Raw genomic sequence first — 24,237 nt, 5'->3', positions numbered from 1 at the left:
CAGGTCAATTTCCATTTGTTGAATTCCAAACTATGATAGCCCATGGGGCATTCATCTCTGGGGTTTTCTCCATGCCGACACGCGACAACCCGCCATTTCCGGCGGCCCTTCGCCTTTTCTCGGCGGGGGTCATCATCGTCCTGATCGTCGGGGCCGGCCTGTTTTTCGCGCCTGCGCTGGTCAAGCCGCGCTGGCCCTGGGCCGTCACGCCGTTCAATGCCCGCTTCCTCGGCGGCTTCTACACCGCCGAAATGGCAGTGATGGCGGCGTTGCTGGTCTGGAATCGCTGGTCGCCCGGCAGGCTCGTGCTGGTCATGGCCTTCATCTTCACCGTCATCGTGTCGGCGGCTTCGTTCATCAATCTCGGCTATTTCAACTTCGAGCGCAAAGCCCCCTGGCTCTGGTTTCTGGTCTATCTTGCGTCAGCCGCGGTATCCGGGCTGTTCCTGTGGCGGGCAAGGGCCCGCCCTTCTGCAAAAGGCGTGATCTTGAACCCCGCATGGCGCGCCTACCTACCGGTGGAAATGACGATCCTCGGGGTCTACGGCGTCGGCCTGTTGCTGTTTCCCCTTACATTCGGTGGCTTCTGGCCATGGCCGATCGATGCTTTTCACGCCCAGGTCTACAGCGCCATCTTCCTCGCGGGTGCAGGCGGCACCTATCTCGTCTGGAGAAGTGCGCCGCGTGAGGAACTGCTGGTGCTCGGCCTGGCGCAGTTTCTGGTTGGCCTGCTTGCCGTCCTTGGCCTCGTCATCACCGATGCTGCCGTGCACCGGATCGACTGGACGGCGGCCGGGACATTGTGCTGGCTTGCCCTTTTCGGCTGGATCGGCATCAGCGGTATCCTCAAACTCTGCGCCGCCCCCCGGCATTTTGCCGCGCAATCGGCATAGGTCGCAGAGACGGCTGGATTTTCAGGTGACGTCCGGTGCATCGTGCGGGCATATTGCCTCTGTCCTTTGTTCTGACGCAATTCCGGACGGAAAACCGCTCACACTTTTCCTGGAATTGCTGTAGCCGGAAAAGCCATGACCAGCACGCCACCCCTAGAGAAAATCCAGCCGCAGCTCCGGGCCGTCCGGCCAAGCGATGCCGAGGCGCTGTGCGCTATCTTCAATATGCCGGGGTTCCGCTGGGGCACGCTCAGGATGCCGTTCGAGATGGTGGAGCAGGTGGAGCGGCGCATCGCCAAGTCCGGCCCGGAAACCACCTGGATCGTTGCCGAGCTGGACGGCAAGGTTGTCGGCCATGGCAGCCTGGTCGCGCAGGGTTCGCCGCGCCGCTCGCATATCGGCGAGATCAATATCGGCCTTGACGATGGCTTTGTCGGCAGAGGCATCGGCTCTGCCATCCTTGGCGCGCTGCTTGACGTGGCCGACAATTGGCGCGCCCTGAAGCGGGTCGAATTGAGCGTCTATGCCGACAACGAACCGGCCATCCGTCTCTACACAAGCCACGGCTTCGAGGTCGAAGGCCGGCATGTGAAGGCCGGTTTTACCGACGGGCAATACCACGACCTCCTGAGCATGGCCCGGCTGCGGTTCTGATGACCACCGTCCCTGCCCTTGCCCCTCCGGTGGACATTTTGGCCGTGCTGTCGCTGCTCTGCCCGGAGGTCGTGCGAGACATCGAGCAGAACTGGAATGCACCGGTTTCCGATTATGCCCGCCATCTGTGGCGGCCGGTGGCAAGGCCTGGATCGGCCCCGTCGATTGCTGCCCGCTCGATCCTGCGCGACGTCCTGCAGCAGCGCCTCGGTGCGATCATGCAGCCTGAAGCGACCGGCAAGGCCCTCGACGAATTCGACCACAGACCGGTTATCCAGTCCGGCCTGCACTGCCTGCTTCTGATGGATCGCATCACCTTCGATGCCCTGCTGCTTGCCTGGCTCGGCGCGGTCGAAAACGGGCTGTCGGCTTTTTTCGGCTTCATGGGAACGACCATGACCATGGAGACAACCGGCCGGGAGGGGCCGGGATGGCTGGATGTCGGCGACGACAAGGTCAATTTGTTTGGCATGGGCCGCCACAAACTGTGCCGCAAAAGCGCCTGCGCGGCCGGTCCCGTCGCCCTCAACGGGCGCGCGCTCGAAACGGTGGGCACTGAGACGGATGCCAGAAGCTGGCTCGGCACGCTGCTTGCCAGCCAGGACAAGGTATTTGCAACAGCCGCCGATGCGCTGACAGAACTCAACGAGCATCTGGTCGCCGATTGGGATCGTTCCGGCATGGCCCGGCCGGTTTTCATCGATGATAGGCTGGCCGCGACTGTCGTGGCGCGGCATCTGGAAGATGAAGGCAGTCTTCTTTCCAGGCTGCTCCTCGAGCCCGCAAGGCGCCGGCGTCTCGACCATGCCTTGCAAGAAGCCGCATCGGGCCCATTTGGCAGGTTCCTGCCCAATGCCACGGCCTATTTCTGGGGCATCCGCGAGCAGCGCGTGCGCAAGCTCGTCCTCGAGAACGGGCGGCTGATCGAGCCTGACAGGCCGCATGGTCTTTCCATCCCGTTCGAGCGGCCGCATCTCCAGCAGGCACTGCTGGACGGCATGCTTTTGCCGGACTTGTTCCTGATGTTCCTTGCCCTTGCCATATTGCCGCGCGTGCGGGTTGTGGGCGGCCTGAGACAGATTGGCTATGTCGCGCTTTTTCACTCGATCCTGCTGGCTGCGCTTGATGAAAACGCGCCAGAAGAGCGCGATCTGGCCGCCGAGCTGCAGGTTCGGGAAAATGCCTGGGGCATGCGGGTCATCGATGAACAAATCTCGGTCCGCGAGCAGCTTGCCGGACTGCCGGAAGGGGCGCTGTTCCCGGACCTGCTGCGGCAATACCGGTTGCGGACATTTGCCGAGACGACCGATGACCTGAAACCGGTTCGCGAAAACGCCCGATGGCGCAAGATCGGCCGGGCCTCAGGCCTCTGACCCGGCCGGGCTTTAGCCCGTCATTGCACCACACCGGCCTTGCGGAGCCCCTCGACCATGAGTTCGAAATCGGCAGGGTTCTTGTAAGGCAAGACCTTGCGACGGTGTTCCAGCGAATAGGCGGGATTGACGCGAAGCAGGTCCTGCCATGCCGTATGGGCCTCCTCCAGACGGCCCAGATGGCCGTAGGTGGCGGCCAGAAGCGCGCGCGAGAGGTCGGTGACAGCGTTGCGAGCCAGCCGTTGCAGCAAGAGATCGACCGCCTCTTCGTACCTTCCCAGTTGAAACGATGCCAAAGCCTGGAAGTGCAGAAGCACATCCGGGAAGTATGGATTCAAGGTCTTTCCCCGGGCGAAACTCTCTAGCGCCTCCGCGGGTCTACCCGAATAATACAGCGCCTCGCCGCGGGCGACGTGCGCTTCGGCGAAGTTCGGATTGAGGGCTATCGCGCGCTCCACCTCGCCGATGGCCTCATCGTGCCGTCGTGTGTAAAGCTTGGCCGATGCCAGCGCCCAGTGCGCCCAGGGATCGCTGTCATCCAGCGTTACCGCTCGCGTTGCTGCCTCTTCCGCTTGCGCCATCGAGTCCGACGCACCCCACCTGTTGAGGTAATCGAGCCCGTACGTGAGGGCTAGGAAAGCGTGGGCAGAGGCAAATTTCGGGTCCAGTTCGATGGCCCGCTGCAAGAGCTCGCGGGCCGCGACGTTCGTGTCCTTCGTCAGCCGGTGCCACAGCTCTCGGCCCCGCAGGAAACAGTCATACGCCTCCGGGTTGCGCTGGTGTTCGGGCGCCAGCCGCAGACGGTCATCCTCGGTCAGATTGAGCGCCAGCGCACCGACGATGTGCTGCGTCACGTCATCCTGCACGGCGAATATGTCGGTCAGATCGCGATCGAACCGCTCCGCCCAAAGATGGCCGTCTGAGATTGCATCGATGAGCTGCGCGGTGATGCGTACCTTGTTCCCCGACTTGCGTACGCTTCCTTCAAGGACATAGCGCACGCCGAGCTTCGTGCCGACATCCTGCACATGGACGTTCTGGCCCTTGAAGATGAACGACGAATTGCGAGCGATGACGAAGAGCTGTGACAGTTTGGACAGCGCCGTGATGATGTCTTCGGAGATGCCGTCGGCGAAGTAGTCCTGTTCGGCATCACCGCTCATATTGGCGAACGGCAGCACGGCGATCGACAGTTTCGGCGGCGCTGCCGCAGCCGGAGGGCTCGTCGGGGTTTGCGAGGTCGCGGCCACCTTGGCCCCGGCGCCGACTTGCAGCGAATAAACCCGGATCGGCTCGGCGATGTTCTTGAGCTGTGTGCTGCCGAGATCGCTGACCGAGAGGTCAAGCCTGGCCTTGACCTGGCGATAGGCATCCTCGGACAGGCAGATGGCGCCGGGCGCCGCAACGCCCTCCAGACGCGAGGCGATGTTGACGCCGTCACCCATCAGGTCGCCATCGCTCTCTTCGACCACGTCGCCCAGATGGATGCCTATCCTGAACTCGATGCGGCGCTCCTGCGGTACGCCGGCATTGCGCTCAACCATACCGTTTTGAATCTCAACGGCGCAGCGCACGGCATCGACCACACTGCGAAACTCAACCAGTGCCCCATCTCCGGTACGCTTGATAACCCGCCCGTGGTGCACTGCAATGATCGGATCGATCAGGTCGCTGCGCAGTGCCCGCAACCGCGCCAAGGTACGATCTTCGTCCGCGCTCGCGAGCCGGCTGTATCCGACCACATCTGCAGCCAGGATTGCGGCCAGCTTACGGTTCTCGCTCATGGGTCGCCTCCTCATCTCCATCATAGCAGGAAGACGGCGGGACGAGGGAATTTTCGCAAATCACGGCCACGCAGCCACGCTACCGGCAGCGCTCTGACACCAGCCCACGCGGATGCCCATTTGCGCTGCCGCACCGACCAGTTCGGCGTCTATCCGAGCACGGCCTCGACAGTGGCAATAAAGTCATCGAGCGAGCGGTCGCCGCGAATCTCGATGCGCGGAAGGTCGATGAGATCGCTATGGAGGTCCGCCGGCCCGTGCCTGCGGCCGAAGCCTACTCGATAGCCGCACTCCCTAGCCAGCCGGCCAAGCCGTCGGTCGGTGACGGAGAAGGGGGCCGCGAACGCCCTGGTTGGCCGGCCGGTCCAGCGTTCGATGAACAGACGAGAGCGCAGGAGCTCGGCGGCCAGGTCAGCGCTCGACAGACCATCTATGGCGCGATGCGTCGCCATGTGGCTGCCGAAGAAGGCGCCTTCGGCAGCGAGGCGTCGCACCGTCCCGGCGCCCATAAGCGGCGTCGGCGGACCGATGTCGGTGTCCCACTTTGCACTTTCGCCCACCAGGTCCGTCACCAGGAACACTTCCGCGGTCAGGTCGTTGGCGCGCAAGATCGGCCAGGCACGGTCGGCGAAGTTCTGGAAGCCGTCATCGAAGGTGATGAGCACCGGGCGGCCGACGAAAGGCTGACGGTTGGCGATGGATGCTTCCAGCTGCTCGGAGCCAATGGCGTGAAAGCCATTGGCGCGCAGCCATCCCATCTGGCTGGCGAATGCGGCGGGCGTGAGCCGAAAGCGAGCGAGCGCGGCCGGACCTTCATCGGCAACGCCGTGATACATGAGGACAGGGATATGCCGGCGCTGCTCGTTACGTGCGACGTCGCGGCGCAAGGCTCGCGCCCCACCCCAGACGATATTTCGCGCGACGCCGATTTCGATGGGCGCGCGGATCGGCACATGATCGATCACCGGGTCCGTCGCCACATCGCCCGGCGATAGGCGGCGGAAGCGGTCTATGCGGTAGAGCTCGGTCTGGATCGATTGCTCGAAGACGAGGCCTTCGGTCGCTGCTAGCATCTCGGAGATCGCCTGGGCACCGAATGTATTCCAGTCGAAGCCCGTCTTTTCGACATTGTCACGCAACACGAATGCGTGTGCGCTGATGAAGCTGCCGCCAGGCGCCAACGCCTCGGCGAATTTCCTGGCGATGCGCCGTAGCTCGGCGAGATCATCGAGGTAGTAGAGTACTTCCGAACAGACGATCAGATCCATCTCACCCGGCAGCGTGTCGGCAGCGAAATCGAGTACGCCGAACTCGACATTCGGCTGATCGTTGCATCGGGCGCGGGCTCGCCCGACGGCTATGGCGGAAATGTCGGTTGCGGTCAAATGGCCGACGCGAGGCGCCAGCTGCCGCGTGAAGTGGCCCTCCGCGCAGGCCAACTCGAGCGCCCGCCCGATGGGACCGGGAGGCAGGATTTCGAGCTGGCGCTCGTATTTTTCCTGCTCATAGGACGAACCGTAGTTCCACGGATCCTCGGTCGCGAAATAGCTGTTCCAGAACGCCGTGCGATCCTTGTCGTGCTTGTCCGCGACCCGTGCGCGGCGCGGCGCAACAGGCTCTGACGGTTCAGCGCTCGACCGAACCAGGTCATGCGCCTGTGCGGCCAATTGCGCGAGTTTGCCGAAGTGGCTGTCCGGATCGGGCTCGCTTCCCGCCATGGCAAACGATGCCTCGGCTGCAGGCGTGTTTGACGTGGTCGCGCCGGCGCCCTTTTGCGGTGCAGGCGATCCTCCCGCAAGCCGCTCAGCAGGCACTACATCCAGGATCAATTCAATCCAATGATCGCTTGTCACCGTCCCGAGTGCACCGAACTGCACTACAGCCTCGATCCGGCCATCCAGCATCAGATGGGCATAGATCTGATCGATGCCTTCCGGCAGTTCGGTCGCGGTCGGATTGCGAGCGTCGACGCGAATTCCGAGCGTTCGCGCCAGCCTGCGCGGCGTGGCAAGATCGTCGGGTTCGAGAAGCATTTGCTCAAGCTGGTACTGGACGCGGCGAGCTGCTGCGGGATTGTCCCAGATCTTGCCGAGTTCGATGATCAACGCGGTGGTTGCGCTGCCGAACCTCGCCCATCCGGCAGCCAATTGCGCCGGCACCGACAGGCTTCCTGCCATGAGGCCATCGAAGATTACCTTGGCAATCTCATGCGCCCACTTGCGTCCCGCCGGGAGCGCGCGCAGGGGCTGCGGGTCGATCGAGCGCGAGCCTGAGCCGCATTCGGACGCGGCGTTCCGCAACGCCAGCCAAGCAAGCGCTTCGGATGCGGTGCCGCCGTTCGCCGAACTGGAAACCAAGGGATTATTCGCCACGCCGTACTACCCGCGCCTGGTTTTGAGGGAGAACAAGTGTCCCGCAACGCGCTTACATCGCCGGTCTGGAAAAAGCAAAAGGCGCCCCGAAAGGCGCCTCTTCATCGCTTGATTCCCCTAGAGGAAACTGGAGCGGGTGAAGCGATTCGAACGCTCGACCCCAACCTTGGCAAGGTTGTGCTCTACCCCTGAGCTACACCCGCTCACACGGCCCTTTGGCCGCAAGCCGGGCCTATATGGCTGAAGAGCGCGGCGATTGCAACAGGGAAATGACGGGCTTTTTAGCCGCGCCAAATCGCTTGGCGGAACCTTGTCGGCCACGCGGGTGGTTCATCGACTTCCCGCATGACGGTCTTGTCTCGGCGGCATCATTGGCCGTAAACGGCTTTGCCGCGCGCCGATACAGGGGAAGACCACCAATGCCGAAGACCGAAGCCGAGCTTTTCGCCTTTCTTGCCGATCTCGGCATATCAGTGTCGACCGTGCGCCATCCGCCGCTCTATACGGTGGCCGATTCGCAGTCGCTGCGCGGCGAGATACCGGGCGGGCACACGAAAAATCTGTTTCTCAAGGACAAGAAGGACAATTTCTTCCTGGTCAGCGTCGGCGAGGAGGCGGTCGTCGACCTGAAGCAGATCCACACGATGATCGGCGCCGCCGGCCGGGTGTCGTTCGGCAAGCCGGAGATGCTGATGGAGCTGCTCGGTGTCATTCCGGGCGCGGTCACCGTGTTCGGGCTGATCAACGACACCGAAAGACGGGTCAAAGTGGTGCTCGACCAGGATTTGATAGCACATGCGACAGTCAACGCGCATCCGCTGACCAATGAGGCGACGACGTCGATCGCGTCCGCCGACCTCATCAGATTCGTCGAGGCAACCGGACATGATGCTGCTATCTTGAAAGTCTCGGCTTGATCGCCACATGGATGGCGAAAACTGACCTCTAGTTAAGGACGTCGCGCTGCTCCGCTGGGCGCGATCGGAAGGGCGACGACATGAGCGACAACAACAATCCGTTTGGCGGCCAATTCGGCGGCAATTCTGGCCAGTACACCACGTCCGTGCAATATGGCGGCGCCGAGCCGGCCAAGTCGGCACTTGGCCCGACACCCGGCGCAGCACCTGCCGCTGGCGAGCTGATCAAGGACACCACGACCGCCACTTTCGCCGCCGACGTCATCCAGGAATCGCGCAAACAGCCGGTACTGGTCGATTTCTGGGCGCCGTGGTGCGGGCCCTGCAAGCAGCTCACGCCGCTTCTGGAAAAGGCGGTCAAGGCCGCCGGCGGCAAGGTCAAGCTGGTCAAAATGAACATTGACGATCATCCCTCGATCGCCGGCCAGCTCGGCATCCAATCGATCCCGGCGGTCATCGCCTTCAAGGACGGCCAGCCTGTCGACGGCTTCATGGGCGCCATCCCCGAGAGCCAGATCGCCGAGTTCATCACCAAGGTCGGCGGCAAGGGCAATGGTGCGCCGCCGGTGGCCGAAGCACTGGCCGCGGCGGCGGAAGCGCATGCGGCGGGCGATGCGCAGACCGCAGCCGACATTTACGACGCCATCCTGGCGCAAGCGCCGGAGACGATCGAGGCGATTGCCGGGCTGGGCGAGCTTCTGTTCGAGGCCGGCGACAGCGACGGCGCCGAGGCGCTGCTGGCAACGGCGCCGGAGGCCAAGAAAAATGCGCCGGCACTTGCCGCGCTGCGTGCCAAGATGACGCTGGCTGCGGAAGCGGCAGCACTTGGCAATCCAGCTGAATTCGAGCAGCGACTGGCCGCCAATCCCGGCGACCACCAGGCGCGTTTCGACCTCGCCATGATCCAGAACGCCAAGGGCGAGCGCCATGCGGCGGCCGACAATCTTCTGGCGATTATAAAAGCCGACCGGACGTGGAACGAGGACGGCGCCAGGGCGCAGCTGCTGAAACTGTTCGAGGCCTGGGGCATGACCGACGAGGCGACGCTGGCGGCACGGCGCAAATTGTCGTCGCTGCTGTTTTCCTGAGCCGTTTGCCGGCCAAATTGCCGGGGCGTGGCTGTCGGGCCTTGCGGTCGGCGGCCGCCGCGCCAGATTAGGCCGATAACATCGCGCCCGAAGCGGGTCGGAGGAGTGAAGGTGCAGGTCGGAAACGCATTTTACCGGGTCGGCAAGGATCTGCCGGCAACCATTCCGGTGTTTCCGCTTGCCGGCGCGCTGCTGCTGCCGGGCGGGCGCATGCCGCTCAACATCTTCGAGCCGCGCTACCTGCAGATGGTGGATGAGGCGATCGCCGGCGCGCGGCTGATCGGCATCGTCCAGCCCAGCCTCAATGGCGCGTTGCGCGCCGACGGGGAGCCGGAACTGTGCAATGTCGGCTGCGCCGGGCGCATCATCTCGATGGCCGAGAGCGGCGACGGCCGCTATCTGGTTTCGCTGCAGGGCGTCTGCCGTTTCCGCATCACCAGCGAATTGCCGGTGAAGACGCCTTTCCGGAAATGCAAGCTGGCGCCGTTCCTCACCGATCTTGCCGAAGACCAGGCGGCAAGCGAGGTCGACCGGCCGGCGCTGTTGAAAGCGTTTCGCGCTTATCTGCAGGCCAACGATCTCGAAGCCGATTGGGAAAGCGTCAGCCGCGCCGAGAACACCATGCTGGTCAATGCGCTGTCGATGATGGCGCCCTACGGACCGGCCGAGAAACAGGCGCTGCTGGAGGCGCCCGACCTGAAAGCCCGCGCGGAGACGCTGATCGCGATCACCGAAATGGCGCTGGCGCGCGAGAATGAGGACTTTGGCTCCAGCCTGCAATAAGGGCTGAGCCGATGGCTGAAGGGGGATCCAATGGCTGCGGATGGGCGTGACGGCAAGTCGGTCAATGTCGATCCAAAATTGCTGGAGCTGCTGGCCTGCCCGCTGACCAAGGGGCCGCTGGCCTGGGACCCGGTGCGCGGCGAGTTGATCTCGCGGCTTGCCAAGCTCGCTTATCCCGTGCGCGACGGCATCCCGATCATGCTGCCCTCGGAGGCGCGGACTATTTCGGCGGAAGACGTGCTGTCGCCGCCGCGATTGGGTGGGCCGGGCTGAAGGGCCAGGGGTGGTTCAAACGGACCTCAGCCTAAGAAGCCATTCTGTTGGCGATCCTTCGCGCCCCCCTCTGCCCTTGCCGGCATTAATGTCATGGGCTCCCGACCGCCCTGCACTTGCCTACTGAAAATTCCGCCCCTTGGGCATGACCCTTTCAGCTTTGTCCGAGAGGGTGGCAATGTCGGGCCGGGCAGCCGGCGTCATCTCTTCCAGCAGCACCGTCAGCCACGGCGTCAAATCCTCGATCTTCTCGGCGACGATGTGGATGACGTCGGATTCCGACTGCAGCTTGCCGGTGACCTTGACGAAGCGCGCGCCCATGACGATGGGCCGGAAACGGGTAAAGGTCCGCTCCCAGAAAATGACGTTGGCGACGGCCTTGTCGTCTTCCAGCGTCAGGAAGATCGCATTGCCCTTGCCGGGCCGCTGCCGCACCAGCACCAGGCCGGCGACCGAGACCCGCCTGCCGTCGCGCACCGAGCCGAGATTGGCATTGGGAATGACGCCGGCGCGGTCGAGCCGCTCGCGCAGGAAGGCGACCGGATGCGCCTTCAGCGACAGGCCGAGCGCGCGGTAGTCGTGGATGACGTGCTCGCCGAGCGGCATTGTCGGCAGTTTTGTCTCGGGCTCGAGTTCGCGCAGCCGGATCGCCGGCTGGTCGAACAGCGGCAGCCGTTCGGCGGCGCTCTTGCCATCCAGCGCGCGCACCGCCCACAAGGCTTCACGACGGTCGAGGCCGAGCGAGCGGAAGGCGTCAGCCTGCGCCAGTCTTTCGATTTCGCCGACATCGAGGCCCGAGCGCAGCCACACATCCCTGACGCTTGTATAGCCGGCGCCGCGCCGCGCGGTGAAAGCTTCCATACGCTTCTCGGCCAAGCCCTTGATCTGACGGAAGCCAAGCCGGACGGCGTACCGGGTCTTGATGACACCGCGCATTTCGGCATGGCGCCCCAGGATGCGGCCCGGATCGAATTGGGCTTTCTCCAGGGTGCAGTCCCAGTCGGAAAAATTGACGTCGACGTCGCGGATATCGACGCCATGGTCGCGCGCGTCGCGCACCAGCTGGGCCGGCTGGTAAAACCCCATCGGCTGCGAATTCAGGATCGCGGCGCAGAACACGTCGGGATAAAAGGTCTTGAACCAGCAGGAGGCATAGACGAGCAAAGCGAAGGAGGCGGCGTGGCTTTCGGGAAAGCCGTATTCGCCGAAGCCTTCGATCTGCTTGAAGCAGCGCTCGGCGAAGTCTTTGGTGTATCCCTTGCCGACCATGCCGTCGATCATGCGCTGGCGGTAATTGCCGATGGTGCCGGTGCGCTTGAAGGTGGCCATGGCGCGGCGTAGTTCGTCGGCTTCGCCGGGTTTGAAACCACCGGCGACGATTGCAATATTCATCGCCTGTTCCTGAAACAGCGGCACGCCGAGTGTCTTCTTGAGAATAGCCTCCAGCTCTGGCTTTTGATATTCAGCCGCTTCCTTGCCCTGCCGACGGCGCAGATAGGGGTGCACCATGTCGCCCTGGATCGGGCCGGGCCGCACGATCGCCACCTCGATGACCAGGTCGTAGAATTCGCGCGGGCGTAGACGCGGCAGCATCGACATCTGCGCGCGCGATTCGATCTGGAAGACGCCGAGCGTGTCGGCGCGGCAGATCATGTCGTACACGTCGTTCTCTTCCGGCGGCAGGGTGGCCAGCACATAGGGTCGGCCGTAATCATCCCGGGCCTTCGGATAATGGTCGGTGAGCAAGGTGAAGGCGCGCTTCAGGCAGGTCAGCATGCCAAGCGCCAGAATATCCACCTTCAGGATCTTCACCGCGTCGAGATCGTCCTTATCCCACTCGACCATCTTGCGCGCCTCCATCGCCGTCTTGACGATGGGGACGATCTCGTCGAGCCGGTCGCGGGTAATGACGAAGCCGCCGACATGCTGCGACAGATGCCGGGGAAAGCCCATGATCTCGTTGGCGTGGGCGATCACGTGACGGGTCGAGGTCTCGTTGCGGTCGAGGCCGCCGGCATGCGCCTCCTTCTCGCCGAGCTCCGAGGTCGACCAGCCCCAGATCGAACTGGAGAGCGCAATGCGGACATCGTCCGACAGGCCCATGGCCTTGGCCACCTCGCGCAGCGCCGAGCGGCCGCGATAGCTGATGACGGCGGCAGCCAGCGCGGTGCGCTTGGCGCTGTATTTGGAGTAGATGTACTGGATCACCTCCTCACGCCGCTCATGCTCGAAATCGACGTCGATGTCGGGCGGCTCGTTGCGCTCCTCGGAAATGAAGCGCTCGAACAACGTGTCGATGCGCTCGGGGCCGACCTCGGTGATGCCAATGCAGTAGCAGACGATCGAGTTGGCGGCCGAGCCTCTGCCCTGGCACAGAATGCCCTCATTGCGGGCGAACTGGACGATGTCGTAAACGGTCAGGAAATAGCGCGCATAATTCAGACGCTCGATCAGAGCGAGCTCCTCACTGATGCGCTGCAAGACGGAAGCGGGGACGCCCGCCGGATAGCGCGTGGCGGCCCCCTCCCTGGCCAGACGCTCTAGCTCGGCCTGCGGCCCAAGCCCTGATTGCGTCGGCTCGTCGGGATAATTGTACTGGAGGTCGCTGAGCGAGAAGGTCAGTTCGCCGGCAAAGCGCAGCGTCTCGGCCAGCGCCCGTGGATGGCGGCGGAAGAGACGGGCCATTTCCAGCGGCGGCTTCAGATGGCGCTCGGCGTTGGCCGTCAGCTCCAGCCCGACCTCGGCGACCGGCAAATTGAGGCGGATGGCGGTGAGCACATCTTGCAGCGAGCGGCGCTCGGCGCTGTGATAAAGCACGTCGTTGGTCGCCATCAGCGGCACGCCGGCGATGTCCGCCATGCCCGCCGCCTGCTCGATGCGGAAACGGTCATTGCCGCGATAATCCGGCGCCATGCCTAGCCGCAAATTAGCGCCGAAACGGTCTTTCAGTTGACGGACCAATGCCAGGGGATCGTCGGCATTCGCCGAGAGATCCGGCAGCACCGCCAGCGACAGCAGGTCGCCCCATTCGAGCAGGTCGCTGCGCTGGAGAAGGGTCGCGCCCTTCTCGTTTTCATCGCGCAAATTGGCTTGCGTCAGCATGCGGCAGAGATGGCCCCAGCCCTTGCGGTTCTGCGGATAGGCGAGAATGTCCGGCGTGCCGTCGCCGAACACCAGGCGGCAACCGGGGTGATAGGCGAGCTTCTCGACCTTGGCCTGCTGCCAGGCGCGCACGACGCCGGCCACCGTGTTGCGGTCTGCCAGTCCGATCGAGGAAAAGCCGAGGAATTTGGCCGCCACCACCAGCTCCTCCGGCTTGGAGGCGCCGCGCAGGAAGGAGAAGTTCGACTGGATGCCGAATTCCGCATAGGGGATGACGGTCAGCGCGTTCATGCGAAGACCCCATGCATGAACCAGCGCGGCGGCACCTGCGGGTTGCCATAGAGGCCTTGCCGGTAGAGCCAGTAGCGGCGGCCGTCGGCATCCTCGATCCGGAAATAGTCACGCGTCGATGTGAGCGGATCGCTTGACGTTTCACGCCACCATTCCGGCGCGATGCGTTCCGGCCCCTCGGCGCGCGCGACCCGGTAGAGCGCGCGGCGCCAGCGGAAATTCATCGGCGGACCCTCAGGCATTTCGGTGGCCGGCACCTCGATCGGCTCGGGCGAACGGAACAGCCGGATCGGCCGTTCCGGCGGGAAGATGGTTGCGCGCGGCGCGTCTTTCGAGCCCGGCTTCCTGAGCGGTGTTTTGCGTTGTGGCGCTTCCGAGAACGGGATGGTGGCGATGGCGCGCTCCGGCAGATGGCTCTCGAGGGCGACCGGTTTCAGCACCGCACTGTCGCCGAGCCTGGCGCGGATGCGGTCGGCAAAGAGTGCCATGTCGGCGCCGTCATCCTCGGTCTCGCCGGTCAAATCGGCCTGCTGCATGTCGAAGCCGGCGGCCGCCAGCACCGAAAGCCGCACCAGGTCGAAGCCGTAGCCGGCATCGATGTCCTGTTCGAGCGCGGCCAGCCGCTCATGGAACAGGCGCTGGATAAGCTTGGGTTCGCGCAACGGTCGCGAGGTACCGACAGCGATGCGGCTGACGGCGCCGTCGACGCGAAACAAAAGCAGCGCCAGCATCCTTGCGCCCTCGCCGCGGCGTTCGAGATCGGCCTTCAGCGTCACCGCCAGCAAGAGCACCAGCCGTTCGATCTCGGCGGTCAGCACGACCGGCTCGGCCAGGTGGCGTTCGACCGAAAGCGGGGCCACGGGCAGGCGCGGCGATACCGCCTCGTCGAGGCGGCCGAGCGCCTGGTCGAGCCGCAACAGCAAGGTCGCGCCGAAGCGGCGGGCGAGCGGCGCGCGCGGCGCTGCCATGACCGCGCCGGCGGTCCGCAGGCCGACGCTTTCCAGGCTGGCGCGGATATCGGCCTCGATGCGCAGTGCGGCCAGCGGCAAGGGGGCGAGCAGCGCTTCTTCCTCGCCGGAGACAACGATGCGGTCGCCGCAGAAGCGCGCCGCCGCCCAGGCTGCACCCGGCGTCGCGGCCAACCCGGCGCGGACATCGAAACCCTGCTGGAAAAACCGCGCAAGGATGTCGTCCAGCATGGCGCGCTCGCCGCCGAACAGGTGGGTACAGCCGGTGACGTCGAGATAAAGGCCGTCGACGCCGTCAAGCGCCACCAGCGGCGTATAGCGGTCGCACCAGTCGGCGAGGCCTTCGAGCAGCCGGCGATCAGCGTCCGGATCGGCCTCGACGATGTCGATCGAGGGATGCATGGCGCGCGCATCGGCAATGCCCATGCCAGGCTTCAGATGCAGCGCCTCAGCCCGCTCGTCGAGGGCCGATATGCGCTGGGCGTTGCGGTCGCGATGGCTGATCACGAGCGGTGGGTGAGATGGCGGCAGATGATCCGAAGGCCGGGAACGCCACGACCGTCCTAGGCGCTGGCGCAGGATCCGTTCTGCCGCCAGATGCGGGAACCACAGCGACAGAATTCTCTGCCCGTTTTTCGCGGGGCTTTCTTTCTTCGAATGCGTGTTCATCGGGGTTCCACTCCAGTGTGAATTGTCCAGGCAGAGCGGTGCGGCTCTTGCCGATGCTGACGGTGAAGGCAGGCCGGCCGATCGAGCCGGCGAGCGACCCGGCGATCGTCCGGCGGCTCGCCGCTGGTGCAGCCGACACGATGAGGCGCACCGGGGCGGCGGTCGGCTCGGCTTCGCCGGCCTGGCGCAGCAGGAACACCGGCCGGCCGGCGTTTTGGGCGCGCGCGTGCAGCCGGCGCGTCGCGGTGAGGTCGAGCCGCTGCGGGCTGCCACGGATCTCGAGGATGATTGCGGCGAGCGCCGTCATCTTCGCGGCCTCCTCGGCTACCCACAGCGCATCGGTGAGTTTCGGCGCCTCGGAAAACAGCAATTGCTCCGGTGCGATACCGAACATGCCCTGCAATCCCCTGGCATAGGGAAAGCCGGCCTCGCGAAAAATCTCCGATGTGCCTATCCACAGCACGGGCAAGGGCTGGCCCTTGAGGATCAGGCTGACCAGCGACAGCACAAAGCCGGCGACGGCCCCGGCATTGCGGGTCTCAAGGCCATGGATTTCGCTCAAGGCGGCTTTCGGCAGGCCGCCGCTGAGGGCCGCATCGAGGCGTTCGACGCCGGTGGGCAGGAAAGCATCCGGCGAAGCCACGGCAAGCCCGCGCCGGATGATGGTGACATCGGAATCGGGTTCAGGCGCGGCGTGGAGACAGCCCTCAGCACGCGCACGAGGCCGCTCGCTGGCCGGCGCAGCCAGGCGCTCGGGCAGCGTTCCCTCGATCTTCGCGATCTGGCGGCGCAGGGCAAAAACAGTCTCCCGCGCCACGGCTGATGTCGCCATGACGGTCAATTTCTCTCACAATTGTTCCTGTTATGTTCCTATAGATTCCAGAGGGTGCCGGAAGAGTCAAGCGGAGTCAGAAGGAATTTATTCCTTGATCAAAGGTGGCGAGGCCAACCTTGGACTTTGGTCGCAGCCATTCGGCGCAAAGAAACAGTCATTGGCCAGGTACCCGTCCATTTGCCGAGTCCGGAGGGAAAGCCTATATGCCGGATCAAAGGACAAAGCATGGCCCGCATCTACAAGACCCGCACCTGGCACGATGAACTCTCGCCTTCGATCGAGGAGATCGAGTTTCTGGCGCTGGAGGCGTACGCACATCTGCCCGACGATTTTCGCAAGCTGACCGGCGAGATCGTCATCATGATCGCCGAATTCCCGACCGACGAGATCATGGACGATCTGTCGCTGGAGACACCGTTTGATCTGCTTGGCCTGTTCGAGGGCCGCGGCATCGCCGAGCGCTGGAACCCGCAGACCGGCGAAGGCCCGAACCGCATCACCCTCTACCGCCGCGCCATCCTCGACTATTGGGCCGAAAACGAAGAGACGCTGGGCGACATCGTCACCCACGTGCTGATCCACGAGATCGGCCACCATTTCGGCCTGTCGGACGACGATATGGAAAAGCTTGAAGAGGCGGCGGAGTAAGGCTGTGCGATATTCAGGTGGCGAGCCTGCTTGTGAATTATACAAGTTTTGATATAAAGTCTGTATGCCGACCAAGCGACTGGAGTTTCTTGGAGATTCTCTTGCCAAGCTCCGGGCTTTTCCAGAGGCGGTGCGCAAGGAAACGGGCGTTCAACTGCACAAGGTTCAACTCGGATTTGAGCCAAGCGATTGGAAGCCGATGACGACGATAGGCCTAGGCGTACGGGAAATCCGTGTCCGAGACGATGCTGGCGCGTTCCGGGTGCTTTACGTCGCCAGCATAGGTGACGCCGTCTGTCTTGCACGCCTTCCAGAAGAAGACGCAACAGACGGCGAAACGAGACTTGGCTCTTGCCGCATCGCGGTTCAGGCAAATTCAGTGAGACATGCTCATGGAACGTCAAAGCTTTGAAAATGTCTGGGATGCGCTGGAAGACACCCCGGCTCAGTCCGCCAACATGACTATGCGCTCCAATTTGCTGATCGCGATCGAACAGCGGGTGCGGAGTTGGGACGTTACCCAAGCCGAAGCAGCCAACCGGCTCGGGATTACCCAGCCACGCCTTAGCGATCTTCTGCGGGGCAGGATCGCGAATTTTAGTCTGGACACCTTGATCAATCTGGCCACACAGGCCGGACTTACAGTGCGTCTTGATATTGCCGAGGCAGCCTAGCGCTGTCTTAGACAGGCTGGCAAAGCTCGCCTACCAATCACTCAGCTTCGTATCCGGCCCGTATTCCTGGCCGTCGATATCCTTCACCACCGCCTGGCCGCAGCGCATCGATTTGGTCTTCTTGTCATAGGCGTAGGTCGGTGAGCCGTACAGGTGCCAGCCCTTGTTCAGCGCCGCGGTGACCTTGTGGCAGAAGGTTGAACCGTCGGGGGCGGACAGAAAGCGGTAAAGTCTCATGGGTCAGATCCTGTCGTGAGTTCGTCTTTTCGGGGCGGATCATGCGCCGATGGCGGCGGCCTTCGCCAGCAGTTTTTCGGCTTGCACCAGGTGCAGCCGTTCGACCATCCTGCCATCCAGCGCAATCACGCCCTTGCCGGCATTTTCGGGCAAGGCGAAAGCCTCTTTCACCGCGTGCGCCTCGGCCAAGGCTTCGGGCGCGGGCGCAAAGGCGCGGTTGGCGGTTTCGATCTGGGCGGGGTGGATCAGCGTCTTGCCGTCGAACCCCATGGCGGCGGCTTCCGTGCATTCGCGCGCAAACGCGTCGAGGTCGCGAAAATCGTTGGAGACGCCGTCGAGTATGTCGATGCCGCCGGCTCGCGCCGCCAGCACCATCTGCATCAGCCAAGGCACGAGGTAGCGCCGATCAGGCGTCGCCAGAATGCCGGTTTCCTTGACCAGATCGTTCGTTCCGGCAACGAAACAATTTAGCCGCGAAGCGCGATCGCGGCCGAGTTCGGCAATGGCGCCGATATTGAGCATGGCCTTGGGCGTCTCGATCATCGCCCAGAGCTTGACGCTGTCGGGGGCAAAATTGTCGTCGAGCACGTCGCCGACTTCGAGGATATCGCGCGGCGTGGCGACCTTGGACAACAGGATGCCGTCGGGCTCGAATTTCGCCGCGGTCAGCAGGTCATCGTTGCCCCATTCGCTGGACAGCGCGTTGACGCGCACGATCATCTCGCAGCGGCGTTTCGGTCGGCTGGCGAAAATGCCGGCCAGTTTGTCCCGCGCGGCGATCTTGTCTGAGGGCGCGACGGCGTCTTCGAGGTCGATGATCACGGCATCGCAGGCCAGCGTCGCGATCCTGGCCAGCGCCTTGTCGTTGGAGGCGGGGACGTAAAGCACCGAGCGGCGCGGGCGGTAAGGTTCGCTTGTCATGGCCGATCTATGCCGCGTGGGGGCGGGTGAGGCAAGCGTCCGACCGGTACCTGATGACGAGCCAACTGCGAAAGCTTGCGCTGCCCCGCCCGTCCCGCAGCAGTTGCGGAAGGGGGGCCTTTCCTCTCCCCCGTCGATCGGGGGAGAGGTGTCGAGCGAAGCTCGACGGAGTGGGGGTCGACCCATGCGCTCAGTGCCCTTCCGATGTCCGTTCGCGGCGACTGCCAGGTGGTTCCCCCACTCCGTCTCGGCTTCGCCTGTCCAGCCGATAGATGGGTAACACTTTGAACCGGATACATAGGTGACACTTCTCTCCCCCTATGCGTCGGCCGCAGCGCCAAGCGGATTGGTTGGCGCGGCGCTGCGGCGGACAAGCTTCATGTGCCGTGTGTCGATGATGCCGAGCGGGTGGGCATGGAATGAGAGTGTCCATTGTCCGTCTTCGGTCTCCAACGCAGCGACCGGTTCGCCCGCCAGCGCTTGCGAGACATATATGAAGCCGCCATTCCATCGGATCTCGCCATTGTGGCGCACGCGGCGGACCGAGGCCTCGGCCGGATAGACGGGCTCGGGTGGTGTCCTGGGCATGGCGCGCTGTGAGGACCGGTAGTGCTGGGCGGGCGTATCCATGCCCAGCGCCTCATGGGGACGTTCCTCATTGTAGCTGTGGCGGAAGGTCTCGAAGGCCTGGCCCTGTGCCGTTCGGTCGGCTTCCGGTGCCTCGGCCATCGGCAGCATGGTCAGGTGAAAGCGCTCGTGACGTCCGTTCTGCTGTGGCCTGCCGGGTGCGATCCGCTCCAAGGTGATGCCGAGCTTGATGAAGCGCACGACAAGCGGCGTCAGCCCGGTGACGCCGGCCGATGCGAAGGGCGGGCCATTGTCGCTTCTGAAGCGATCCGGCAGGCCATGCTCTTCAAACAGCCGTTCGAACACCGGCCAGGCTTCGCTATCGGCCGTCGACCCCGTCGCTTCGAGCGCCAGAAGATAGCGGCTCGACGCATCCATCACCGTCAAGGGTTCGCAACGCCAGCCGTCGCGGGTCCGGAACCAGCCCTTGTGATCGCCAGTCCACACCGCGTTCGGTTCTTGCGGCTGTGGCCAGGGTCCATTGCCGCAGGCCCGCAGGCGGGGTCGCTTGCGGGCGCGGACAAGCCCATGCCGCGCAAGGATCGCGCCGACCGTCGAGGCTGAAGGCCACATGAACTCGGGAGCCGTGCGCCTGAGCCGTGCCACGATCTTCTTTGGACCCCAAAGCGGATGCAGCTCCTTGGCCGCCACAATCCGCTCAACCAGATCCTGAGCTGTCGCACGGCCATGATTGAGCGGGGCTCGCGGCAGGTCGTGCAAACCCTCAGGCCCAAACGTCCGATAGCGTCCTAGCCATTTGTAGCCGTTCTTGCGTGAGATCCCGTAGGCCGCACAAAGCGCAACCATCGTCTCATCCCCAGAAAGACACTCCACAACAAACCGTAGCCGCTCGTCCATGATGCCAGTCTCTCGCCAAACCATCGCCGGTCCTCCGGCGGACAAGAAAACTGTCACCCATGCTATCGGTCCATTCTGTTACCTATCTATCCGGTTCGGACAGCCGAGCCACCTCTCCCCCCTCCGGAGGGAGAGGAAAGGAGCCTGGCTGGGACAGCGCCAACGTCCGGAAAGATGGGGGGGAGCGCCCCGGCCGTAAGCACAGGTCCTGCACGAAAACTGCACATCCCTGCGGAAAACCTCCTCCGCTCCGCCCCGCCGTTTCCATGCGAGCCCGCGACAACAGCGGCATGCAACAGCGAAACGCTCACCTTTGGTCCTTGCCCTATCGCCTGCGCAGCGAAAGCTGGTGGTTGGTCGATCCGCCCCGGGCGGCGGCCCGCCCTTACCTGGAAGCGAGCCTGCTCCCTTTTATCCGCCCACCGGCCGAGCGGACCCAGCCCATCAGGAAAATCCGCGCATGACATCGTTTGCAAGCTTTTCCAGCCGCTTCGGCATCGCCGTCCTGCTCGTGGCGCTGGCGGATTTTTTCTTTTACGGCCAGCCCGCCGGGATCACGGTGCTGCTGTTTGCCATCCTGATCGCCGGCGCGGTGGTCGCTGTGCATCCTGCCGCACTGAATTCCACCCGACCCTGGCTCAAGCCGGCCGCTTTGTTCGTCGCGCTGCTGCCGCTGGCCGAGAACGTCAGCCCGCTGTCGGTGGCGATAGCTGTCGTGGCGCTGGTGGTGTTTGCGCTGTCCCTGTCCGGGCGGCTACGGCACGGCATCGCCCGCATTGCCGGCCAGGTGGCGCTGTTCCTGCTGGCGGCGCCGCTGCGCCTTATCCGTGACTTTTTCCAATGGCGCCGCACGGTGCGCCGGCTTGGCGGCCGCCGCATCCGCCTGGCGTCCATCATCGTCTGGGTCATGCCGGTGACGCTGGGCGCGGTGTTCCTGTTCTTGTTCGGCGCCGCCAATCCGGTCATCGAATACTGGCTGTCGCTGATCGACCTGATGAAGCTGCTCGATCTCATCCAGCTGGCGCGGATCGTCTTCTGGCTGTTCGTGCTCGCCGGCGTCTGGGCTTTCCTGCGGCCTCGCCTGCCGCGTTTCCCGCGCCGCCTTCCACCTTTGACGCCGCCTGCAGCCGTGGCCGCACCGGCCGCGACAAAATCCGCCACGACGATCGAGGCCGTCGTCTTCGGCAAGGCCGCGATCTTGCGCGCGCTGATCGTCTTCAATGCCCTGTTTGCGCTGCAGACCGGGCTCGACGCCGCCTATCTTTGGGGCGGGGTCGCCCTTCCCGACGGGTTGAGCTATGCCGCTTATGCGCATCGCGGCGCCTATCCGCTGATCGCCACCGCGCTGCTGGCCGCCGGCTTCGTGCTGGCGGCGCTGCGGCCGGGCAGCGAAACGTCAAGCGATCCGCTGATCCGCCGACAGGTCTATGCCTGGGTGGCGCAGAACATCGTGCTGGTCATTTCGTCGATTCTCAGGCTCGATCTCTATATCGGCGTCTATGCACTGACCTACTGGCGCATCGCGGCTTTCGTCTGGATGGGGTTGGTGGCGTCAGGGCTTGTACTGATCATTGCCCGCATCGCGCTTGGAAAATCCAACGAATGGCTGCTCTCCGCCAATCTTGCGACGTTATCGGCGACGCTTTATGCCTGCTGCTTCATCAACTTCGCCGCAATGATCGCCAATTTCAATGTCGACCATTCCCTTGAAATGACCGGCGACGGCACGCCTATCGATACCGAATATCTGCGCTCGCTCGGCGCTGCCGCCATGCCGGCGCTGGACCGCCTCTACATGCACCAATTCGGAAACCAAACCACCTGTCTGGCCGACCAAATAATGATCGACGACACTATCGCCGAGCAGAAGCAGTGGCGCGCCTGGAGCTTTCGCGGCTGGAGGCTCGTGCAGGTTCTCGACAAGAGAGGTCCGCTCGTGCTTCCTCCACCTACCCAGCCCTCGCAACCTTCAGTGCCGGACCGTTAGATCCATGCCGCATCAGATCCTGGTCGCCGACGACGATCCGCACATTCGCGAGATCATCTGCTTTGCGCTGGAGAGGGCCGGGATGAAGACGCAGGCCGTCGCTGACGGCGCAGCCGCCCTGCAGGCGATCGAAGGCCGCGAGCCCGACCTCGTCGTGCTCGATATCGGCATGCCGGAGATGGACGGGCTGGAAGTCTGCCGGCGGCTGAGGCAGCGCTCCGATGTGCCGATACTGTTCCTGTCGGCGCGAGACGAGGAGATCGATCGCATCCTCGGGCTCGAAATGGGCGGCGACGACTATGTGACGAAACCGTTCAGCCCGCGCGAGCTGGTGGCGCGCGTCAACGTTATCCTGCGCCGCGCCCGCCCGGTGGCGCCCGACCCGGCCGACGACAAAAACTTCGCGCATGGCAAGCTCAGCCTGGTGCCGGCCAGCCACGGAGCCAGTTTCGACGGCAAGGCGCTGGCGCTGACGGCGATCGAGTTCTCGATCCTCAGGGGATTTCTGGCGCGGCCGGCGCATGTGCTGGGCCGCGACCTGGTGGTCGCCAGCGCCTATGCCGCCAACATCCACGTCGCCGACCGTACCGTCGATAGCCACATCCGCAACATCCGCGCCAAGCTGGCGGCGGCGGGCTGTCTCGACGCCATCGAAACCGTGCATGGCGTCGGTTTCCGGCTCGGCCGATGCGGCGCCTGAGCGACGCCAAATGGATCGGCACCAAATGGCGGCCAAGGCTGGCCACGGTGGTTCTCGCCATCCTCATCATGGTGCTGGCGCTGCCGCTGGTCGGCCTGTTCTTCTTCCGGCTTTATGAAAACCAGCTGATCCGCCAGACCGAGGGCGAGTTGATCGCGCAAGGCGCCGTCATCGCCGCCATCTATGCACAGAATATCAGTGACGCCGCCATTGCCCCGGAGAAGCTAGGGGTGCCGATGCAGGCTGACAGCGGCGATGCCAGCCGCGGCGACGACTCGCCTTACCAGCCGATCGAGCCGAGCCTCGATCTCGCTTCCGACTACCTGCTGCCGACCCGACCCGCCGGCATCGCCGCGGCCATCGATCCAGCCTTCGCGGCGATCGGCGCCAGCCTGTCCGGCATTCTCGACACGACGCAAAAAACCACGCTGGCCGGCTTCCGGCTGCTCGATCCGCGCGGCGTTGTCATTGCAGGGCGCGACGAGGTCGGACTATCGCTGGCCAATGTCGAAGAGGTGCGCACCGCCCTTGCCGGCCACTACGCCAGCGTGTTGAGACAAAGAATTCCCGACCAGCCGCCACCGCCCCTCTATTCGGTCAGCCGCGGCACGAAAGTTCGCGTCTTTGTCGCCATGCCGATCGCGGTCGACGGCCATGTCGCCGGCGTGATCTACCTGTCTCGAACGCCGAACAACATCGTCAAGCATCTCTATGGCGAACGCGGCAAGGTGACGCTGGCGGCCATCGCCATGCTCTCTGGCACGCTGCTGATCGCGCTGGTGTTCCTGCGCACCGTGAGCCGGCCGATCTACGCGCTGATGGAGCGCACGAGGCGCATCGCCGCCGGCGACCGCGACGCGATCCGGCCGCTCGACCATCACGGCACGCGCGAAATGGCCGAGCTGTCCGCGGCCTTTCTCGACATGGCGGAAAAGCTGCAGGCGCGCTCCGACTCGATCCAGACCTTTGCCACCCATGTCTCGCACGAGCTCAAATCGCCGCTGACGGCGATCCAGGGCGCGGCCGAACTCTTGCGCGATTCCGGCGAGGCGATGGACGCGGCAGAGCGCAAGCGGTTTTCCGGCAACATCGTCAACGATGCCGGAAGGCTCAATCTGCTGGTACGGCGCCTGCTCGATCTGGCGCGCGCGGAAAACCTGGCGCCGAGCGGCGAAAGCACGTCGCTCGATGCGGCGCTGGCATTGCTGCCGGTGGACGGCAGGCTGGCTGTGACCATCGAGACGGGCGGCGAAACCGGTCTGCGCATCTCGGCCGAGAATGCGGCGATCGTGCTTGCCAACCTGATCGACAATTCCGCCAGGCACGGCGCGACCCAGGTTTTGCTGGCGGCTGCCAGCGCCGACGGCAAAGTGACGATTGCGATCAGCGATGATGGCGCCGGCATTTCGCCGAGCAACAGGGCGCGCATTTTCGAGCCGTTTTTCACCACGCGGCGCGAGTCCGGCGGCACCGGCATGGGCCTCGGCATCGTGCTGGCCCTCCTGAAAGCGCATGATGGCACGATCGCGCTGGTTGACTCCGGGCGCGGCACGCGCTTCGAGATTTCCTTGCCAGCCGCGTGA

General features: G+C 64.1%; 20 protein-coding genes, 1 tRNA gene and 1 pseudogene. 13 read left to right on the top strand and 9 right to left on the bottom strand.

The window, feature by feature from the left end; all coding sequences use genetic code 11:
* Window positions 1–71: 71 nt before the first annotated feature.
* The 3 genes from ACYG9V_RS04110 to ACYG9V_RS04100 all read left to right on the top strand — a co-directional run bounded on the left by ACYG9V_RS04110 (window position 72) and on the right by ACYG9V_RS04100 (window position 2,920).
* Window positions 72–893: a hypothetical protein gene (locus ACYG9V_RS04110; protein ID WP_352765789.1), complete on the top strand. Its 822-nt coding sequence runs from the start codon at window positions 72–74 to the stop codon at window positions 891–893.
* 135 nt (window positions 894–1,028) lie between these two features.
* On the top strand, window positions 1,029–1,547 hold the full coding sequence (locus ACYG9V_RS04105; RefSeq protein WP_023698122.1) for a GNAT family N-acetyltransferase: 519 nt from the start codon (window positions 1,029–1,031) through the stop codon (window positions 1,545–1,547).
* Entirely contained in the window at window positions 1,547–2,920 is a 1,374-nt protein-coding gene (locus ACYG9V_RS04100) for a hypothetical protein (protein WP_352765788.1), read from the top strand. Before ACYG9V_RS04105 ends, ACYG9V_RS04100 begins: the two co-directional genes overlap by 1 nt.
* A gap of 20 nt (window positions 2,921–2,940) precedes the next feature.
* On the opposite strand, the gene ACYG9V_RS04095 is transcribed toward ACYG9V_RS04100, so the two are convergent.
* From ACYG9V_RS04095 to ACYG9V_RS04085, 3 genes are all read right to left on the bottom strand, one after another.
* The gene (locus ACYG9V_RS04095) at window positions 2,941–4,704 is read right to left on the bottom strand and encodes an adenylate/guanylate cyclase domain-containing protein (RefSeq protein WP_023692887.1); all 1,764 of its coding nucleotides are present in this window, start codon (window positions 4,702–4,704) and stop codon (window positions 2,941–2,943) included.
* Between the two features lie 149 nt (window positions 4,705–4,853).
* On the bottom strand, window positions 4,854–7,076 hold the full coding sequence (locus tag ACYG9V_RS04090) for an SAM-dependent methyltransferase (protein WP_352765787.1): 2,223 nt from the start codon (window positions 7,074–7,076) through the stop codon (window positions 4,854–4,856).
* 128 nt (window positions 7,077–7,204) lie between these two features.
* Window positions 7,205–7,279: transfer RNA gene (locus tag ACYG9V_RS04085), tRNA-Gly, on the bottom strand.
* 216 nt (window positions 7,280–7,495) lie between these two features.
* On the opposite strand from ACYG9V_RS04085, the gene ACYG9V_RS04080 reads away from it, so the two are divergent.
* The 4 genes from ACYG9V_RS04080 to ACYG9V_RS04065 all read left to right on the top strand — a co-directional run bounded on the left by ACYG9V_RS04080 (window position 7,496) and on the right by ACYG9V_RS04065 (window position 10,137).
* Window positions 7,496–7,993: a prolyl-tRNA synthetase associated domain-containing protein gene (locus ACYG9V_RS04080; protein ID WP_023672125.1), complete on the top strand. Its 498-nt coding sequence runs from the start codon at window positions 7,496–7,498 to the stop codon at window positions 7,991–7,993.
* Between the two features lie 80 nt (window positions 7,994–8,073).
* Window positions 8,074–9,081: a thioredoxin gene (gene trxA, locus ACYG9V_RS04075; RefSeq protein WP_023672124.1), complete on the top strand. Its 1,008-nt coding sequence runs from the start codon at window positions 8,074–8,076 to the stop codon at window positions 9,079–9,081.
* A gap of 111 nt (window positions 9,082–9,192) precedes the next feature.
* Window positions 9,193–9,864 (top strand): LON peptidase substrate-binding domain-containing protein, encoded by a 672-nt coding sequence (locus ACYG9V_RS04070; RefSeq protein WP_023672123.1) that lies wholly within the window; start codon window positions 9,193–9,195, stop codon window positions 9,862–9,864.
* Between the two features lie 30 nt (window positions 9,865–9,894).
* Window positions 9,895–10,137 (top strand): Trm112 family protein, encoded by a 243-nt coding sequence (locus ACYG9V_RS04065; RefSeq protein WP_023672122.1) that lies wholly within the window; start codon window positions 9,895–9,897, stop codon window positions 10,135–10,137.
* Window positions 10,138–10,257: 120 nt separating this feature from the next.
* Here ACYG9V_RS04065 and ACYG9V_RS04060 read toward each other — a convergent pair whose 3' ends face one another.
* Genes ACYG9V_RS04060 through ACYG9V_RS04050 form a run of 3 tightly spaced genes read right to left on the bottom strand, consistent with a single transcriptional unit; the run spans window position 10,258 to window position 15,999 of the window.
* Window positions 10,258–13,530: an error-prone DNA polymerase gene (locus tag ACYG9V_RS04060; RefSeq protein ID WP_352764764.1), complete on the bottom strand. Its 3,273-nt coding sequence runs from the start codon at window positions 13,528–13,530 to the stop codon at window positions 10,258–10,260.
* Window positions 13,527–15,005 carry a DUF6504 family protein gene (locus tag ACYG9V_RS04055; RefSeq protein ID WP_352765786.1) on the bottom strand — a complete coding sequence of 493 codons (1,479 nt, stop codon included), beginning with the start codon at window positions 15,003–15,005 and terminating at the stop codon, window positions 13,527–13,529. The genes ACYG9V_RS04060 and ACYG9V_RS04055 overlap by 4 nt, the downstream gene beginning before the upstream one ends.
* Window positions 14,947–15,999 carry an ImuA family protein gene (locus tag ACYG9V_RS04050; protein ID WP_352765785.1) on the bottom strand — a complete coding sequence of 351 codons (1,053 nt, stop codon included), beginning with the start codon at window positions 15,997–15,999 and terminating at the stop codon, window positions 14,947–14,949. The genes ACYG9V_RS04055 and ACYG9V_RS04050 overlap by 59 nt, the downstream gene beginning before the upstream one ends.
* A gap of 228 nt (window positions 16,000–16,227) precedes the next feature.
* Here ACYG9V_RS04050 and ACYG9V_RS04045 point away from each other — a divergent pair, with 228 nt between their 5' ends.
* From ACYG9V_RS04045 to ACYG9V_RS04035, 3 genes and pseudogenes are all read left to right on the top strand, one after another.
* Window positions 16,228–16,650 (top strand): metallopeptidase family protein, encoded by a 423-nt coding sequence (locus tag ACYG9V_RS04045; RefSeq protein ID WP_023673918.1) that lies wholly within the window; start codon window positions 16,228–16,230, stop codon window positions 16,648–16,650.
* 64 nt (window positions 16,651–16,714) lie between these two features.
* Window positions 16,715–17,033, top strand: a pseudogene (locus ACYG9V_RS04040) (type II toxin-antitoxin system RelE/ParE family toxin).
* A gap of 9 nt (window positions 17,034–17,042) precedes the next feature.
* Window positions 17,043–17,324, top strand: a complete 282-nt coding sequence (locus ACYG9V_RS04035) for a helix-turn-helix domain-containing protein (RefSeq protein WP_023673920.1) — start codon at window positions 17,043–17,045, stop codon at window positions 17,322–17,324.
* 30 nt (window positions 17,325–17,354) lie between these two features.
* On the opposite strand, the gene ACYG9V_RS04030 is transcribed toward ACYG9V_RS04035, so the two are convergent.
* The 3 genes from ACYG9V_RS04030 to ACYG9V_RS04020 all read right to left on the bottom strand — a co-directional run bounded on the left by ACYG9V_RS04030 (window position 17,355) and on the right by ACYG9V_RS04020 (window position 19,991).
* Window positions 17,355–17,561, bottom strand: coding sequence for a DUF1737 domain-containing protein (locus tag ACYG9V_RS04030; protein ID WP_352765784.1), 207 nt, complete (start codon window positions 17,559–17,561; stop codon window positions 17,355–17,357).
* Window positions 17,562–17,600: 39 nt separating this feature from the next.
* On the bottom strand, window positions 17,601–18,482 hold the full coding sequence (locus ACYG9V_RS04025; protein WP_023673922.1) for an HpcH/HpaI aldolase/citrate lyase family protein: 882 nt from the start codon (window positions 18,480–18,482) through the stop codon (window positions 17,601–17,603).
* A gap of 318 nt (window positions 18,483–18,800) precedes the next feature.
* Window positions 18,801–19,991 (bottom strand): integrase core domain-containing protein, encoded by a 1,191-nt coding sequence (locus tag ACYG9V_RS04020; protein ID WP_023826017.1) that lies wholly within the window; start codon window positions 19,989–19,991, stop codon window positions 18,801–18,803.
* Window positions 19,992–20,427: 436 nt separating this feature from the next.
* Between ACYG9V_RS04020 and ACYG9V_RS04015 the strand changes: the two genes are divergently transcribed.
* Genes ACYG9V_RS04015 through ACYG9V_RS04005 form a run of 3 tightly spaced genes read left to right on the top strand, consistent with a single transcriptional unit; the run spans window position 20,428 to window position 24,237 of the window.
* Window positions 20,428–21,954, top strand: coding sequence for a DUF4153 domain-containing protein (locus ACYG9V_RS04015; protein ID WP_352765975.1), 1,527 nt, complete (start codon window positions 20,428–20,430; stop codon window positions 21,952–21,954).
* A 4-nt stretch (window positions 21,955–21,958) separates the two neighbouring features.
* A complete protein-coding gene (locus ACYG9V_RS04010; RefSeq protein ID WP_023826847.1) occupies window positions 21,959–22,654 on the top strand; it encodes a response regulator transcription factor in 696 nt (231 codons plus the stop codon).
* Window positions 22,642–24,237, top strand: coding sequence for a HAMP domain-containing sensor histidine kinase (locus ACYG9V_RS04005; protein ID WP_352765977.1), 1,596 nt, complete (start codon window positions 22,642–22,644; stop codon window positions 24,235–24,237). Before ACYG9V_RS04010 ends, ACYG9V_RS04005 begins: the two co-directional genes overlap by 13 nt.

The organism is Mesorhizobium sp. W016, assembly GCF_054719485.1.
The sequence above is the reverse complement of the archived record's forward strand: the minus strand, read 5'-3'. Positions and strand labels throughout refer to the sequence as shown.

Bases quoted from the DNA above. Each gene is read 5' to 3' on its own strand.
- trxA (WP_023672124.1), top strand. From the start codon at position 8,074: ATGAGCGACAACAACAATCCGTTTGGCGGCCAATTCGGCGGCAATTCT.
- ACYG9V_RS04045 (WP_023673918.1), top strand. From the start codon at position 16,228: ATGGCCCGCATCTACAAGACCCGCACCTGGCACGATGAACTCTCGCCT.
- ACYG9V_RS04020 (WP_023826017.1), bottom strand. From the start codon at position 19,991: ATGGTTTGGCGAGAGACTGGCATCATGGACGAGCGGCTACGGTTTGTT.
- ACYG9V_RS04030 (WP_352765784.1), bottom strand. From the start codon at position 17,561: ATGAGACTTTACCGCTTTCTGTCCGCCCCCGACGGTTCAACCTTCTGC.
- ACYG9V_RS04010 (WP_023826847.1), top strand. From the start codon at position 21,959: ATGCCGCATCAGATCCTGGTCGCCGACGACGATCCGCACATTCGCGAG.
- ACYG9V_RS04025 (WP_023673922.1), bottom strand. From the start codon at position 18,482: ATGACAAGCGAACCTTACCGCCCGCGCCGCTCGGTGCTTTACGTCCCC.
- ACYG9V_RS04060 (WP_352764764.1), bottom strand. From the start codon at position 13,530: ATGAACGCGCTGACCGTCATCCCCTATGCGGAATTCGGCATCCAGTCG.
- ACYG9V_RS04035 (WP_023673920.1), top strand. From the start codon at position 17,043: ATGGAACGTCAAAGCTTTGAAAATGTCTGGGATGCGCTGGAAGACACC.
- ACYG9V_RS04095 (WP_023692887.1), bottom strand. From the start codon at position 4,704: ATGAGCGAGAACCGTAAGCTGGCCGCAATCCTGGCTGCAGATGTGGTC.
- ACYG9V_RS04100 (WP_352765788.1), top strand. From the start codon at position 1,547: ATGACCACCGTCCCTGCCCTTGCCCCTCCGGTGGACATTTTGGCCGTG.
- ACYG9V_RS04005 (WP_352765977.1), top strand. From the start codon at position 22,642: ATGCGGCGCCTGAGCGACGCCAAATGGATCGGCACCAAATGGCGGCCA.
- ACYG9V_RS04065 (WP_023672122.1), top strand. From the start codon at position 9,895: ATGGCTGCGGATGGGCGTGACGGCAAGTCGGTCAATGTCGATCCAAAA.
- ACYG9V_RS04080 (WP_023672125.1), top strand. From the start codon at position 7,496: ATGCCGAAGACCGAAGCCGAGCTTTTCGCCTTTCTTGCCGATCTCGGC.
- ACYG9V_RS04015 (WP_352765975.1), top strand. From the start codon at position 20,428: ATGACATCGTTTGCAAGCTTTTCCAGCCGCTTCGGCATCGCCGTCCTG.
- ACYG9V_RS04110 (WP_352765789.1), top strand. From the start codon at position 72: ATGCCGACACGCGACAACCCGCCATTTCCGGCGGCCCTTCGCCTTTTC.
- ACYG9V_RS04050 (WP_352765785.1), bottom strand. From the start codon at position 15,999: ATGGCGACATCAGCCGTGGCGCGGGAGACTGTTTTTGCCCTGCGCCGC.
- ACYG9V_RS04105 (WP_023698122.1), top strand. From the start codon at position 1,029: ATGACCAGCACGCCACCCCTAGAGAAAATCCAGCCGCAGCTCCGGGCC.